This window comes from Rhodoligotrophos sp. CJ14 (assembly GCF_038811545.1).
In the GTDB taxonomy this organism is placed as follows: Bacteria; Pseudomonadota; Alphaproteobacteria; order Rhizobiales; family Im1; genus Rhodoligotrophos; species Rhodoligotrophos ferricapiens.
Map to the genome: position 1 here is coordinate 1,930,928 of NZ_CP133319.1, position 14,741 is coordinate 1,945,668.

11 protein-coding genes are annotated in these 14,741 nt (G+C 62.0%); 2 read left to right on the plus strand and 9 right to left on the minus strand.

Features of this window, described 5'->3' with window-relative positions; genetic code table 11:
- Positions 1 to 7: 7 nt before the first annotated feature.
- The 4 genes from RCF49_RS08995 to ccrA all read right to left on the minus strand — a co-directional run bounded on the left by RCF49_RS08995 (position 8) and on the right by ccrA (position 3,010).
- On the minus strand, positions 8 to 766 hold the full coding sequence (locus tag RCF49_RS08995; RefSeq protein ID WP_342643687.1) for a DUF2243 domain-containing protein: 759 nt from the start codon (positions 764 to 766) through the stop codon (positions 8 to 10).
- A gap of 35 nt (positions 767 to 801) precedes the next feature.
- Complete coding sequence (locus RCF49_RS09000) at positions 802 to 942, minus strand: hypothetical protein (RefSeq protein WP_342643688.1); 141 nt, start codon at positions 940 to 942, stop codon at positions 802 to 804.
- Positions 943 to 1,113: 171 nt separating this feature from the next.
- Positions 1,114 to 1,599, minus strand: a complete 486-nt coding sequence (locus RCF49_RS09005) for a DUF4142 domain-containing protein (protein WP_342643689.1) — start codon at positions 1,597 to 1,599, stop codon at positions 1,114 to 1,116.
- Positions 1,600 to 1,714: 115 nt separating this feature from the next.
- Positions 1,715 to 3,010: a crotonyl-CoA carboxylase/reductase gene (gene ccrA / locus RCF49_RS09010; RefSeq protein ID WP_342643690.1), complete on the minus strand. Its 1,296-nt coding sequence runs from the start codon at positions 3,008 to 3,010 to the stop codon at positions 1,715 to 1,717.
- A gap of 232 nt (positions 3,011 to 3,242) precedes the next feature.
- Between ccrA and RCF49_RS09015 the strand changes: the two genes are divergently transcribed.
- Complete coding sequence (locus RCF49_RS09015) at positions 3,243 to 5,246, plus strand: methylmalonyl-CoA mutase family protein (protein WP_342643691.1); 2,004 nt, start codon at positions 3,243 to 3,245, stop codon at positions 5,244 to 5,246.
- 27 nt (positions 5,247 to 5,273) lie between these two features.
- Here the strand turns inward: RCF49_RS09015 and RCF49_RS09020 are convergent, their stop codons facing one another.
- Positions 5,274 to 5,459, minus strand: coding sequence for a hypothetical protein (locus tag RCF49_RS09020; protein ID WP_342643692.1), 186 nt, complete (start codon positions 5,457 to 5,459; stop codon positions 5,274 to 5,276).
- A 126-nt stretch (positions 5,460 to 5,585) separates the two neighbouring features.
- On the opposite strand from RCF49_RS09020, the gene pdxY reads away from it, so the two are divergent.
- A complete protein-coding gene (gene pdxY, locus RCF49_RS09025; RefSeq protein WP_342644163.1) occupies positions 5,586 to 6,392 on the plus strand; it encodes a pyridoxal kinase in 807 nt (268 codons plus the stop codon).
- Between the two features lie 20 nt (positions 6,393 to 6,412).
- On the opposite strand, the gene treY is transcribed toward pdxY, so the two are convergent.
- Genes treY through glgX form a run of 4 tightly spaced genes read right to left on the minus strand, consistent with a single transcriptional unit; the run spans position 6,413 to position 14,737 of the window.
- Positions 6,413 to 8,944: a malto-oligosyltrehalose synthase gene (gene treY, locus RCF49_RS09030; RefSeq protein ID WP_342643693.1), complete on the minus strand. Its 2,532-nt coding sequence runs from the start codon at positions 8,942 to 8,944 to the stop codon at positions 6,413 to 6,415.
- Positions 8,941 to 10,785, minus strand: a complete 1,845-nt coding sequence (gene malQ, locus RCF49_RS09035) for a 4-alpha-glucanotransferase (protein ID WP_342643694.1) — start codon at positions 10,783 to 10,785, stop codon at positions 8,941 to 8,943. Before malQ ends, treY begins: the two co-directional genes overlap by 4 nt.
- Positions 10,782 to 12,602 carry a malto-oligosyltrehalose trehalohydrolase gene (treZ, locus tag RCF49_RS09040; protein WP_342643695.1) on the minus strand — a complete coding sequence of 607 codons (1,821 nt, stop codon included), beginning with the start codon at positions 12,600 to 12,602 and terminating at the stop codon, positions 10,782 to 10,784. The genes malQ and treZ overlap by 4 nt, the downstream gene beginning before the upstream one ends.
- A gap of 50 nt (positions 12,603 to 12,652) precedes the next feature.
- The gene (gene glgX / locus RCF49_RS09045) at positions 12,653 to 14,737 is read right to left on the minus strand and encodes a glycogen debranching protein GlgX (protein ID WP_342643696.1); all 2,085 of its coding nucleotides are present in this window, start codon (positions 14,735 to 14,737) and stop codon (positions 12,653 to 12,655) included.
- Positions 14,738 to 14,741: the final 4 nt, after the last annotated feature.

The following is a 14,741-nucleotide window of genomic DNA, read 5'->3' on the forward strand; positions in this document are numbered from 1 at the left end:
TGACCGCCTACAGCTTGCTCCAGGCAAGGCAGCCCACCCCGAGAAACGAATTGCTGACGAGAACAGCGCCCCTCCCGTACAACGAGTATGGGCGCGGCTCCGCATCGTCCCATCGCACCGCCCAAATACCCTTGGTGGTCCAAAGAACTCGGCCTTGCGCCTCCGCAATCGCGGTGAGCGCGGCGGTTTCGCTCATGCTGCTTGGGAAGACGACGACAGCACTGCGGGCATCCTGCGGCCCGAGAGCCGCCCACCAGCCCGCCGCCGCCGCTACAGCCACAAGACAGCTCGCGGCAATCCCGGCGCCACGCCCGTCTTCATGAGCCCTGTTGCGCAAAACCCAGCCGAGCACCATCGGCACGAGCCCGAACACGATGACCCAGATGAGATCCCAAAGAAGCGGATTGGGACTGTCGAGCTTGATTCGGTGGATGCCGAGAACCCAGTGGGAGAGAACGGCATCGATCACATGCCAAAGACCGAAGCCGATGAGCGCACTGCCCACAAGAACAGCACTGCCGGGCATGTCACTCAGTTCACCTTGCCCTTTCAGCAGCAGCACGAGCCCGGCAAATGCGATCACGTACATTAGCGCATGAAACAGCCCGTCATAGACGACCTGCGCGCGAAGATCGCCCGCACCCTCGACGAGGCTCAGCAAATGGTGCCACTGCAGGATCTGGTGCAGCAGGATGCCGTCGAAGAAACCACCGAGACCAAAGCCCAGGAGATAGGCCGCCCAGATGGAGCGGCGAAATCGCGACATCGGCCAACACTCCGCTGCAGGGCCAGCAGCACAATTCAGCCGGTAACCAGCCAGACGATTGTGCCGCCGACCAGGGCCAGTGCCCCGATGAACGAGACGAGCCTTATGGATCCGCTGATGGAATCAGAACCGAACACTGCGGTTTCATAGTGATAGGGGGCGTGCAGCTCATTCATCGACATTTCCCGGAGTAAAAGCCTGGGGCGACCATCGGTTCCACGCCATAGCGAATGGTCCTTTCCCGGATCGCGGAGCGTTTTGAGCGAAGTGGGCACCCGTTCGCGTGAAGAAAATGCGACGAGGCAAAGACTTAGACCCTTTTTCGTTTCCAGTAAAACCGAAACGAGCTAGCTGCCTTGCCAGCTCTGGGCCTGCTGCAGGTGCTCCTGGAGCTTGGGCAACATCGCCTTCGCGAATTCCGCGGCCGGGCCTTTGCCATTGGCCTGAGCGTCGAAGAGGTTGATGGCCTCCTGGTGGCCCTTGATCATCACATCCATGAAGGCCTTGTCGAAGCCTTCATCGATCCGCTGCAGCTTGGCATACTCCGCTTGATCTTTGTCGCTCGGTGCAATGGGTGCGGCAACGTCCAGCTGTTGCGCCAGCGCTATGGCTTTCTCATTCGCGCGGGTGTGCTCAGCGACCATCTTCTCGGCATAGGCGCGCACGGCCTCCTCCTTGGCCTTGTCCAGACCCAGCTTGCCGATGGCGATTTCCGCGAGATTGATCTCCATGGCCCTGGTCATGAACGTGCGGTCGTCCATTTCCGCCCGGGCGGGCCCCGTAACGATCAGAAGTCCGAAGAACAAGCCGCCCAGCCATTTTGCTATCGCCATCCTCGCCTCCTGAATTGGCGTATCGCCCGCTCTACGGCAGGGCTAACCAAAGCGGGACGGCTCGGTTCCGCTTTGGTCTGGAGGCAGGCTGATTGGGAGGCTCGAAGCCCGTGTTTTAGCGGGTCGAAGCCTCGAGCACGTCGTCAAAGGTGCGCAGGCCCGTACGAGGCGCCGAGACCAGCACCGCCATGTTGCCGGGCCGATGCTCGTTCTTCCACATGCGGGTATGCGCCTTGGGGATGTCGAGCCAGGAGAACACTTCCGACATGCAGGGATCGATCCGCCGGTTGATGACCAGCTGGTTCGCTTGGGCTGCCTGCTTGAGATGCGCGAAATGCGACCCCTGGATACGCTTCTGATGCATCCAGACATAGCGCGCATCGAAGGTGATGTTGAACCCGGTGGTCCCGGCACAGAACACCACCATGCCGCCGCGCTTCACCACGAAGCAGGAGACCGGGAAGGTTGCCTCCCCCGGATGCTCGAAGACGAAATCAACATTCACGCCCTTGCCGGTAATGTTCCAGATCGCCTTGCCGAACTCGCGCACATTCTTCAGCCAGTTGGCATAATCCTCCGTGCCGACCTGCGGCATCTGCCCCCAGCAATTGAAGTCCTTGCGGTTGATCACGCCGCGCGCGCCGAGCGACATCACATAGTCGCGCTTATCCTCTTCCGAGATCACCCCGATGGCGGATGCCCCTGCTGTCGCGCACAGCTGCACCGCCATGGAGCCGAGCCCGCCGGAGGCACCCCACACCAGCACGTTATGCCCGGGCCTGAGAATATGCGGGCGATGGCCGAACAGCATGCGATAGGCCGTGGCGAGCGTAAGCGTGTAGCAGGCGGATTCTTCCCAGGTGAGGTGCTGCGGCCGCGGCATCAATTGGCGCGACTGCACCCGGCAGAATTGAGCGAAGGAGCCATCCGGCGTCTCATAACCCCAGATGCGCTGGGATGCCGAGAACATCGGGTCGCCGCCATTGCACTCCTCGTCATCGCCATCATCTTGATTGCAATGGATGATGACCTCGTCGCCGACCTTCCAGCGCTTCACCTTGGAGCCGACCGCCCAGACGATGCCGGACGCGTCCGACCCGGCGATGTGATAGGGCTGCTTATGAACGTCGAAAGTGGAAATGGGTTTGCCGAGCCCGGCCCAGATCCCGTTGTAATTGACGCCGGCGGCCATCACCAGCACCAGCACCTCGTCGCTGTCGATCTCCCAAGTGGGCACCACCTCCAACTGCATGGCCTCTTCGGGCGGCCCGTGCCGGTCGCGCCGGATCACCCAGGCATGCATTTTCGAGGGCACATGGCCCAGCGGAGGAATTTCGCCGATATCGTAAAGGTCTTTCTTCGGTGCATTGATATTGGCGGCATTGGCGACCACAGAGGCGACTGCGCTCATGATCCAGCACTCCTCATGATTTCCACCCCTTGCCCGCTACCTGCTTCTGTTTTGGGCAATTGACACCATAGCAGGCAGCACAGAGCAAACCCAAGGGATATTGCGTCGCAACATTTCGGGATGCAACAATAAAGGTAGTTTTCGTTTCAAAAGCATTAGGAACCAGTGCACTGGCCGGTTGCACCGCAAAACAAGCCATGCTGTGATACAGGCCCAATCGGAGGAAACTGCCATGTCCGACAGGTCTTCGTCCCCCCAGGAGCGAGATAAGCCGTGGATTTTCAGGACCTATGCCGGCCATTCCTCGGCTGAGGCGTCCAATGCCCTCTACCGTAAGAACCTGGAAAAAGGACAGACCGGCCTGTCGATTGCCTTCGATCTGCCGACCCAGACCGGCTATGACGCCGACCATGTTCTTGCTCGCGGGGAAGTCGGCAAGGTTGGCGTGCCCATCATGCATCTTGGCGATATGCGGCGCCTGCTCGACGGTATTCCGCTCGACAAGATGAACACCTCCATGACCATCAATGCCACGGCGCCTTGGCTTCTGGCGCTCTATGTGGCCTTGGCGGATGAGCAGGGTGTCAATCGCAAGACCCTCTCCGGCACCACCCAGAACGACATCGTCAAGGAATACCTGTCGCGCGGCACCTATGTCTTCCCGCCCGCGCCTTCCCTCAGGCTCACCAATGACGTGATCACCTGGGCCTATCGCGAGACCCCCAAGTGGAATCCGACCAATGTCTGCTCCTACCATTTGCAGGAGGCAGGCGCGACGCCTGTTCAGGAAGTGGCCTATGCCCTCGCAACCGCCCAGGAGATCCTGGACGGCGTCAAGGGCTCGGGCACGGTCAGCGAAACCGATTTCCCCCAGCTCGTCGGCCGCATCTCGTTCTTCGTCAATGCAGGCATTCGCTTCATCACCGAAATCTGCAAGCTGCGGGCCTTCGCCGAACTGTGGGACGAGATCTGCCTCAACCGCTACGGCGTCACTGACGAGCGCTTCCGCCGTTTCCGCTACGGCGTGCAGGTGAATTCGCTGGGGCTGACGGAGCAGCAGCCGGAGAATAACGTCTACCGTATTCTGCTGGAAATGCTGGCCGTCACCCTCTCCAAGAACGCCCGTGCCCGCGCGGTGCAATTGCCGGCCTGGAACGAGGCGCTCGGCCTGCCCCGGCCGTGGGACCAGCAATGGTCGCTGCGCATGCAGCAGGTTCTGGCCTTCGAGACCGACCTCCTCGAATTCGGCGACATATTCGATGGCTCGACCGAGATCGCCCGCAAGACGGACGAGATCAAGCAGGCTGTGCGGGAAGAGCTCGCCCGCGTCGAAGCCATGGGTGGCGCGATTGCCGCCATCGAAACCGGCTACATGAAGCAGGAGCTGGTGAAGTCCAACGCGAGCCGCTTGCAGACGATCGAGGCCGGCGAGCGGACCGTTGTCGGCGTCAATGCCTTCACCGCCAGCGAGCCATCGCCGCTATCTGCGAGCGACGGTAACATTCTGACGGTGCCGGAATCGATCGAACTGGAAGCCATAGATAGCCTGAAGGCGTGGCGCGCCAAACGCGATGAGCGCGCCGTCGCATCGGCCCTGGCAGAGTTGCGGGCAGCCGCCACGGAAGGCCGCGATATCATGGAGCCTTCGATTGCAGCCGCCAAAGCGGGCGTGACCACCGGTGAATGGGGCGAGACCCTGCGGAATGTCTTCGGTCAATATCGCGCCCCAACCGGCGTCACTGGTTTCAGCGTGATCATCCCAGCTCAAGAGCGGGACATTGCCGCCATTCGCGAGAAAGTGGCGGAAGCATCCCGCCGGCTTGGCGAGCAGATGAAGTTGCTGGTCGGCAAGCCCGGGCTCGATGGCCATTCGAACGGTGCCGAGCAGGTTGCGGTGCGCGCCCGCGAATGCGGCATGGAGGTGATCTACGACGGGATTCGGCTGACCCCGGCCGAGATCGTCGACAGCGCCCAGTGCGAGCGGCCCCATGTCATCGGGCTCTCGATCCTGTCCGGCAGCCATGTGCCGCTCGTGCGCGACGTCATGAACCGGCTCCGCAATGCCGGTCTCGGCGACGTGCCGGTTGTGGTGGGCGGCATCATCCCCACCGAGGATGTCTATGTCCTCAAGCAATGCGGGGTCCGCAGCGTCTACACGCCCAAGGACTTCGCCCTCAATGCCATCATGGACGAGATCGTCGAGCTGGTGCTGAGCCGGGAAACCGAGGCGGCCTGAGATCAGGCCGCTTCAGGATATGCCCGATTACGCCTTCTTGATCAGCCGTTCGATCGCGCGGCGGGCAGCTTCGTCGGCCTTGTGATTGGCACCGTCCACCACCCCCGCCGTGACCGGTGCCCCGGCTCCGGGCTTGTAGACGGCCCAATGCCAGCGATTCCGCCCACGACCACTGACGGTGTATTTGTAACCCTGATATTCGATCTCTGCCATGTTGGTCCTGGGCGATCCTGCTTGCGATGGTTGTGGCTTTACCCGATATGGGCGCGGGGCTTACTAACAGTAATTTCCCTTGGCGTTAAGTGAATCGGAGCATCCAACATAGCCCGCATTCTTTCCATATCATCTCAGGTCGTCCGTGGGCATGTGGGCAATTCGGCGGCTGTTCCGGCACTGCGCGCGCTCGGTCATGAGGTCTGGCCGCTGCCGACCATCATTCTGTCCAATCATCCAGCCCATGGCGCAACCGCAGCGACTGCGATCAAGCCGGACGATCTCGACGCCATGCTCTCGAGGCTTGCCGAATTCGGCTGGCTTGACGAGCTTGATGCAGTTTTTGCCGGCTATTTCCGGGACCCGGGCCAGGTTGCGGTCACCGCTCGACACATCGAGAGCCTGAAGCGCAAGAAGCCCGCCCTCAAGACCTTCATCGATCCCATTATCGGCGATGATCCTCGCGGCCTCTACGTGCCTTTGCCTGTGGCCGAGGCCATTCGCGACCGGCTGCTGCCGCTGGCCGATATCATCGCGCCGAACCGGTTCGAGCTGTCCTGGCTGGCCGGAATGGAGGTTGAGAATCTTGCCCAGGCGCGCACGGCAGCTGCCCGCCTGCCGACACCGGAGATCATCGTCACCTCCTTCACACAGAGGGAAGGCGTGCTGTCCAACCTGCTGATCACTTCAGACAGGGTGCTGGCCGCCCATACTCGGCGCCGGCCGCAAGTGCCGCAGGGCACCGGTGATCTCCTGTCGAGCCTCACCCTTGGTCACTTGCTGAACGGATATAATGTAAGCGAAAGCCTCGGCCGGGCCGTCGCAGGTATCGAGGTTGTACTCGACGCGACCGGCACCCGTGATGAACTGGCATTGACCGCGGCGCTTCCTCAGCTCGCCACCATATCCCCGGCAACCGTCGAGTCCGCCTGAACCGCAGGATAAGGCCGGGGTCATCCCACTCTGAGCGCCGCCACCGGCAACTGAGCGAGCAGCTTGCTCACCAGCAGCTCACCCGCGCCTTCGATGATCCCTTGCGTGAAGAGATCATGCCAGCGCCCATCGCTGAGCCCGTCCGCCAGGGTGATCCGCGTATCCGCCCATAGCTCGGCCGGCAACACCGGCTCCAGGAGTTCGGACGCCAGAACCAGCGGGTGCCGGGCGATGACGACCAGCAGAGCGCGATCTTGGCTGACCCGCCCATAGGCGAGAACGTGCCGGGCATTGCTGCCCTCGACCTGCAAGGGAACATAGTCGCCGCTTGCAAACAGATCAGGATCCTGCGCACGCAAACCAAGCAGTCTTGCCACGATTGCTTGCTTCACCCGCCCCGAGCGCCAGTCCCTGATATCGATCGGCTCTTCATCGGCAAGTTCCGCCAGGGCCCGAGCGCGCGCCTCGAAGTCAACCGGCCGCCGGTTGTCGGGGTCGACCATGCTCTGATCCCACCACTCGGCCCCCTGATAGATATCGGGCACGCCCGGCGACGTGAGCTTGAGCACCACTTGGGCCAATCCATTGATGGCCCCTGCTGCTGCGATCCGATTGGCCATGGCCGCCATACCCGCGATGAAGGCACCCGAGCGCTCCGGATCGAGCGTCGCGTCGATAAAGGCGAACATCGCCTCCTCATGCGACTGGGTCGGGTCCGTCCATCGCGTATATTCCTTGGCCTCGCGCAATGCCTTGGACATGAACCCGCGCATACGCTCTCGCAACGAGGCTAGATCGGGCGCCCCGGACACTGGCCATATGCCGAGCAGCATCTGGTAATAGAGCCAGATCTCCTTCGGGTGCGGCACCAGCCGCGAACCGAGTGGCCGCCGGAACGGCGCAGTCAGCGACCACCAATGTTCAGCCTGCTTGGCGAACACCTCCGGGATATCCGCAAGCACCGCGATGCGCGCACGCGTATCCTCGCCTCGCTTGGTGTCATGCGAACTGGTGGTGAGCATGCAGAGCGGCCAGTGCTCGCCCCGTTCGCGATTGGCCTCGTGGAACAAGGCCGGCGTGACCGTTGGGCCTGCGGGCTCAGCGCCCACCTCGTTGAGGGCAATCAGCGGTACGAACCGGTAGAAAGCGGTATCTTCCAGCGATTTCGCGGTCAGGGGTCCGGAGACCTGCTGAAAAGCCATGGCGAAAGCGAATCCATCCTGTGTCTCGCCGCGCAGCAGCCGCATCACATAACGCAACTCCTCCAGGGATTCCGCCCCGATCTCGTCTTCTGCGGCAAGCTCGACCCGGCGCAGAACCTCCGCGTCTTCCTCGCTCAGCCCCTCCTCGTTGATATAGGTCCGATATTGCGGGAACGCGACCAGCACCTCGGTCAGCGCCCGCCGCAAGGCTGGCTCGGAGACATCGCGCATCGCGGGATCCTGCTGCGCGATCTCATAAGCTCGGTGCGCTAGGGTATTGAGCTCCGTTGCAAAACTCAGCCCGAGAATGAACCGCTTTGACTGCTCCGCGATGGCACCGTAATTGCGCTTATCGCCCGTGAAGGCTCGATAGGCCTTGTCGAGCGCCGCATAGCCGTCCTGATGGACCTGAAGCGCGGTGACGAACCGGCCGAACTCATAGCCCGTGGTGCCCTCCACCGGCCAGTCGCTCCTCAGCTTCTCATCGCCCTCCAGGATCTTCTCGACCACGATGTAGAACGGGTCATCCCGCAACCCAGAGACCGCCGCACGCAGCCGCTTGAGATAGGTCGCGGGGTCGCGCAATCCATCGATATGATCAAGCCGCAGCCCGTCAATGTCGCCCGCCCGTACCAGGTCGAAGACCAGGCGGTGGGTTGCATCGAACACCTCCGGATCTTCCATGCGCAGCGCAACGAGGTCGTTGATATCGAAGAAGCGGCGATAGTTGAGCGCGTCGGAAGCCATGCGCCAATGCGCCAACCGATAATGCTGCGCCTCGAGCAGCCTGTGCAAGGCTTCCGCTGTGTTCACCTGCCGTGGATCAAGGCTCCGCGACGTCTCCGCAGAAAGAGGAAAGCGCTTGTCATAATAGGCAATTTGCGCCTCGCCCGTCTCGTTGACGATCGAAAGCTGACCGTCAGCGAGCACCGTGCCATAGGCTTCGCCGAGCACCGGCAATAAGACCCGCCCTTCATACCGCGTCCAGTCAATGTCGAAGAAACGGGCATAGCGGCTGTCTTGTCCGTGCTTCAGAACGTCATACCACCAGCCATTCTCCGGTGATGCGGCCATATGGTTCGGCACGATATCGAGAATGAGCCCGAGACCTTCCGCCTTCAGCGCCGCACTGAGCGCCCTGAATCCGGCTTCTCCGCCCAAAGCCTCGTCGAACACATTGCAGTCGGTCACGTCATAGCCGTGGGTCGAGCCCGACTGCGCAGCAAAGACCGGCGAGGCATAGACATGGCTCACCCCCAGCCGTCTCAGATAGGGCGCGATCTCTGCCGCGGATTGGAAGGTGAAGCCATTCCTGAATTGCAGGCGATAGGTCGCGCGAACGCTGGTCATTGGCGTGGTCGCTCCGCACAGACGGCCCGGCAGGTCGTAACGAAACGGTCATGGCTGGCGAGATCTTCAAGTAACACCGGCAGCTTCCGTCGCCAATTCGGGTGAGGATCGGTATTGCCGGGCAGATTGGCCTGCTCGATCTCCCCCAACGCATCTTCCATCTGAATGCCGAACAATCGGCTCGGCGTCATGGCAACGAAGACATGCAGCTTCGCCGCAAGCTCATCATCCAGGTCATCGGGCAGCCCATTGCCGGGCTCGACGAGGTCCGCATCGATCAACGCATCCCAGAGATGCTGCCGGTCCGCCCGCCGGGCCTCGAATTCCTCAGCCGCCTCATCCGCTTGCGTCAGGCCAAGCTCTCGCCGTACCTCGATATCATGGCCCCGCCACCAGCCGCGCATGGTCGGAAGGTCATGGGTCGAGAGGCAGGCCAGCGCATGCGCGGGATAGTCCTTGGGGCTGATGAAGCCGCCCCAGCGCAGCCGTTCGAACATCAGCACGCGATAGGCATGAACCTGTGCAGCCTCCAGCGTGCCGGTAAAGCCTTCAGGCACCGTGCCGAGCGCCTCCGCAATGACCACCGCCTTATGCGCATTGGACGCTTCCGCCACTGCCCTGATCATGTCGATGAAGGGATAATGCACATAGGCGCCCTCCGTGGGCATCATGCCCTTGGGCACCCAGAACAACCGGGTGAGCGCCATGGCATGATCAAGCCGAACGGCGCCGGCATGGCGCATATTGGCCTTGAGCTCCTGCTTCAGCGGCTCGAACGCCCGCTCCTTCAGGGCAACAGGTGACAGCGGCGCGAGCCCCCAGTCCTGGCCGCGGGCATTCAGCATGTCCGGCGGCGCGCCGATTGAGGCGCCTTCGATAACGAGAGTAGGATCAGCCCAGGTCTCGGCACTGTCGGCCGCAACCCCAACCGCCAGATCCACATAGAGACCGATGCGCATGCCTGACTTTTTCGCCGCGTCCTGCGCTCGTGCCAGCTGACTGTCCGCAAGCCATTGCAGCCAGGCGAAATAGCTGATGCGGTCTGCTTCCGCCGTAGCAAAGCGGCGGCTGCCCGGCGCATCCGGCGAACGAAAATCCTCGGGCCACTCCTGCCAGGAGACGGCCCGGCCTGCCTGCGCCTCGAAATGCTCCGCCAGTGCCTCGAACAGACAATGGGTCGCGAGCGCCGGCCCCCCCTCCTCGCGAAAAGCGCGGAATGCCTGCTGCCGATCGGCTGGCCCTTGGGTGAAGGCCCTGTACATGCGGCAGAGCGCATTCCATTTCACGGCGGCAACCTTGCGGTAATCCACGAACGGCTCGGCCCGTAGAAGATCCAGCGTTTCCGGCGAAACCGCGCCGATCTCGTGATATTCGGGCTCGAGATCCGGCGCGATATAAAGCGGGTTCAGAAACCGCTTGCTCGATGGCGCATAAGGGCTGCAGCGGGCGGGATCTGAGGGAAATAGCGCATGGAGCGGCGAAAGGCCCACGAAATCGCCCCCAAGCTCCGCCACCAGCTTGGCCAGCACAGTGAGATCACCGAAATCGCCAATCCCCCAATTGCGCGAGGACCGCAACCCATAGAGCTGGCAGGTAATACCCCAAAGGCGAGTGTTCTCAAGAACCTCGGGCACATAGCAGGTTGGCACCTTATCCTCGGTGCTTGGCCGTCCCTGATCCTCAGGCGCCCTGCTCTCCCCCGCAAGCGCCTGCATGTCGACCCGCATCGCCTTGAGCAATGCGGCAACGCCGGCACGCGACACCTCGCGCCTTTCACCTTTCTCCGAGATATAGGTGAGCGCAATGCCATTGGCCTCTGCCAAGTGATCGATTTCGCTCATCCCTCGTCATCTCCGGCAATGGCCCAAACGACGGACCATGGTGGCATCGTCCCACTGCTCTGGGCAGTGCTTGGAACCGCATGCAGAACAGATCCCGGAATGTCCAGCCATGGCCGCTCCTCACCGCTCAGATTGGCAATGGCCGCAAGCCGCCGGCCCGCGCCTTGCCATGAGACGCGCAAGACACCGTCCATGACATCGAAAGTTCCCCCATTGGGACCGATCTTCCTGGCAATTGGCACGATCCGCTCGGCCCGCACGCTTAAGAGCTCGCGCACGAATTGCAGCCGCCTCTCATGCGCGCCGCCATCCCCGGCCTTTGTCCAATCGAGTCTGCTATTCTCGAAAGTGGCGAGCGCATTCGGATCCGGGATCTGCTCGCGTGCTTCTTCGGATTGGAAACGGGCAAACCGCGAGAATTCATTGCGCCGCCCTTCCCGCACCGCATCGGCGAGCTCATCGTGGAAATCGCAGAAGAAGCAGAACGGCCGGGTTTCCCCCCACTCCTCGCCCATGAACAGAAGTGGCACCTGCGGCGCAAGCAAAAGCAGCGACAGCGCAGCCTCCACCGCTGCCGGCTCCGCGAGAGTTGTCAACCGGTCACCAAAGGCGCGGTTGCCGATCTGATCATGGTTCTGGATGAAATCCACAAAGGCCGATGGCGGCAGATGCCCGCTGGGCTCGCCTCGGATCTTGCCCCCCCTGAAGCCGGACTTCTCGCCCTGATAGACGAAGCCCGACGAGAGAGCCTTACCGATCTTGCCCAGCCGGTCCTCGCTGTAATCCTCGTAATAACCGTCCGTTTCGCCCGTCAGCTGAGCATGAATGACATGGTGATAATCATCATTCCATTGCCCGTTATAGAGCCTGGGCTTGAGCGCCTCGTCTCGGGCAAGGAGCGATGAAATATTGCGGTCATTCTCGAGCACCAGATGCACATGTCGGTCCGTGATCTGCCGCCGGATGTGAAGGGCCATCTCTTCCAGAAAATGGATATCGGACGGGTCCACGATCTGGTCCACCGCATCGAACCTGAGGCCGTCGAAGCGAAACTCCTCCAGCCAGTAGAGCGCATTGTGCATGAAGAAATCACGCACGGGACGCTGCGTATAATCTATCCCCGCGCCCCACGGCGTGTTGCGATCCTTGTCGAAGAACGCCTCGGCATAGTCATGCAGATAGTTTCCGAGCGGGCCGAAATGGTTATAGACCACATCCAGGAACACCATCAGCCCGCGCCCATGCGCCTCATCGATCAGACGCTTGAGATCATCCGGCGAGCCATAGGCCCTGTCCGGCGCGTAGGGCATGACACCATCATAACCCCAGCCGCGTGTCCCGCTGAAATCCGCAACCGGCATGAGCTCGATCGCGGTGAAGCCTTGCTCGACGAAATGATCAAGCCGCTGCCTCAGGCCCTCGAACGTGCCCTCGGGTGAGAACGTGCCCACGTGAAGCTCATAGAGCATCACCTCCTCCCATGGGCGCCCCGCCCATCCCGCATTGCGCCAGCGATAGGCGCGCGGATCGACTACCAGGCTCGGACCATCCACATCCTCCCGCTGGCAGCGTGAGGCGGGATCCGGCACCTTGCGTCCATCGGCCATGCCGAAGAAATAGCCATCTCCGGCCTTGAAGCGGCGGGTCCGCAGGCTGAACCAGCCGCCGACCTCTTGCTGCATCTCTTCGCGATCGCCGCTCTCCGCATGGATCACCGACATGGCGGGCTGGCTTGGCGCCCAGATGCGGAACAGCACCGAGCCATCATCCTGCAATTGCGCGCCGAATGGGAATGAATAGGCGAATTGATCTGTCATGGCCGTGAGAACGGCGGGGACCTCGGTTTCGATCCTTTCCCGCTAGGGCCTTATGCAGATTTTTCCCCAAGCAGCAGTGAGCGTGCGTCCAGCGTGATCGGCTCGCCAGCATTGAACCGGTGCGCTTTGATCTCTGCGGTGCTGACAAGGACTTGCCAGACGTCATCAGAGTTGCCGGGCAACCTGAATGTCACTGCATCCGTCCCCGCATTCAGCATCAGAGCGAGCGACGGTTCATTCTCGGCGCACAGCATCACGGTCATGCTGCGGTTTCCCGGATCATTCCAGTGATCGACCTGCATGACCTCGCCATCGGGCCTGAGCCAGGCCACATCGCGCAGGCCGTTGCTGAGCTGGGCCCCATGCTTGAACCCTGCGGAGCGAAGCTGTGGGTGGGCCCGCCGCAAGCCGGCAAGCTGCTCAACGAACGCAGTCAATGCGTGCGCTTCATCGCCAAGGCTTGGCCAGTCGATCCAGCTCGTCGCATTATCCTGCACATAGGCATTGTTGTTGCCGCCCTGGCTGCGCCCGAGCTCATCGCCCATCAGCAGCATGGGCGTGCCCTGCGCGACCAGCAGGGTCGCCAGCATGTTCTTCATCTGGCGCAGGCGAAGGGCACGGATCTCCGGATCATCGGTCGGCCCTTCAACGCCGTAATGGGCGCTGTAATTCTGGTCGGTGCCGTCGCGATTGCCTTCCCCATTCGCCTCATTGTGCTTGCGCTCATAGGAGACGAGATCGGCCAGCGTAAAGCCATCATGGGCGGTTACGAAATTGACGCTCGTCCAGGCGGGGCGTGTGCAATTCCGCACGGGATCATGCTCGAAAAGATCGGCCGACCCGAGCAGCCGGCCGGCAAGCTCCGGCAAAATGCGCTCATCGCCCCGCCAGAACGCGCGCACTGTATCCCGAAACTTGTCGTTCCACTCGGCCCAGCCGTTTGGAAATGCGCCAACCTTATAGCCACCCGGCCCGACATCCCATGGCTCGGCAATGAGCTTGAGGCCCGACAGCACCGGATCATCCGCAATCGCGTCCAGAAACCCGCCGGGCGTGGCAAAGTGATCGCCATCGCGGATCAAGGTGGTGGCAAGATCGAAGCGGAAACCGTCGACCCCCATCACATCGGCCCAATAGCGCAGGCTGTCGATCACCAGCCCGCGCACACGGGGATGCTTCAGGTTGAAACTGTTGCCGGTGCCGGTGACATTTACGTAATAGCGCGGGTCATCCTCGCGCAGCCAGTAATAGCTGGCATTGTCGAGCCCGCGATAGGCGAGTGTCGGCCCGATCTCCTCGCTTTCCGCCGTGTGGTTATAGACCACATCGAGAATGACCTCGATGCCGGCCTCGTGCAGCCGCTCGACCATGGCCTTGAAGCCATAAGGGTTTGGAGCCGTGCCGAGATAGGGCACATGCGGTGCGAAGAAGCCCAGCGTGTTATAGCCCCAATAATTGTGCATGCCGCGCCGCGCGACCGGATGCTCATACACGAAGGCCTGGATCGGCAAAAGCTCGATCGCCGTGATTCCGATCCTCTGCAGATGCTCGATGATGGGCGGCGATGCCACTCCGGCAAAACTGCCCCGGGCATCGGCCGCGACCGCCGGATGGGTCTGCGTGAGCCCCACCACATGCGCCTCATAGATCACCGTGTCAATCCAGTCATGGCCCGGTCGCGCATGCGCAAGCCCGGAAAGGTCCGGCGCAACGACCATAGATTTCGGCACGAAAGGAGCGCTTTCGCGCGGATCGAACGAGAGATCTGCATCGCTGCGTCCCGCCTGGTATCCCAGGATCTCGTCGCACCAATGGAGCTTGCCCTTCAATGCCCGGGCATAGGGATCGATCAGCAGCTTGTTCGGGTTGAACCGATGGCCTTGACGCGGGGCATAGGGGCCGTGCACGCGATAGCCATAGATGAGACCGGCAGACGCGCCCTCGAGATAGCCATGCCAGATGTCCCCGGTGCGCTCGGGCAGCGTGATCCGCTGTAGCTCCTGCTGGCCTGTTTCGTCGAACAGGCACAGCTCCACCCGTTCCGCATGCGCCGAGAACAGGGCGAAATTGACGCCGGTACCGTCAAACGTGGCACCCAGCGGGCCCGGGGCGCCGGACGAGAGCCCATAATGCATGCGA

Excerpts from the sequence above, each read along its gene's own strand:
- RCF49_RS09020 (WP_342643692.1), bottom strand. The coding sequence starts at position 5,459 with ATGGCAGAGATCGAATATCAGGGTTACAAATACACCGTCAGTGGTCGT.
- treY (WP_342643693.1), bottom strand. The coding sequence starts at position 8,944 with ATGACCAGCGTTCGCGCGACCTATCGCCTGCAATTCAGGAATGGCTTC.
- glgX (WP_342643696.1), bottom strand. The coding sequence starts at position 14,737 with ATGCATTATGGGCTCTCGTCCGGCGCCCCGGGCCCGCTGGGTGCCACG.
- RCF49_RS09015 (WP_342643691.1), top strand. The coding sequence starts at position 3,243 with ATGTCCGACAGGTCTTCGTCCCCCCAGGAGCGAGATAAGCCGTGGATT.
- malQ (WP_342643694.1), bottom strand. The coding sequence starts at position 10,785 with ATGAGCGAAATCGATCACTTGGCAGAGGCCAATGGCATTGCGCTCACC.
- RCF49_RS09000 (WP_342643688.1), bottom strand. The coding sequence starts at position 942 with ATGAATGAGCTGCACGCCCCCTATCACTATGAAACCGCAGTGTTCGGT.
- RCF49_RS09005 (WP_342643689.1), bottom strand. The coding sequence starts at position 1,599 with ATGGCGATAGCAAAATGGCTGGGCGGCTTGTTCTTCGGACTTCTGATC.
- treZ (WP_342643695.1), bottom strand. The coding sequence starts at position 12,602 with ATGACAGATCAATTCGCCTATTCATTCCCATTCGGCGCGCAATTGCAG.
- RCF49_RS08995 (WP_342643687.1), bottom strand. The coding sequence starts at position 766 with ATGTCGCGATTTCGCCGCTCCATCTGGGCGGCCTATCTCCTGGGCTTT.
- ccrA (WP_342643690.1), bottom strand. The coding sequence starts at position 3,010 with ATGAGCGCAGTCGCCTCTGTGGTCGCCAATGCCGCCAATATCAATGCA.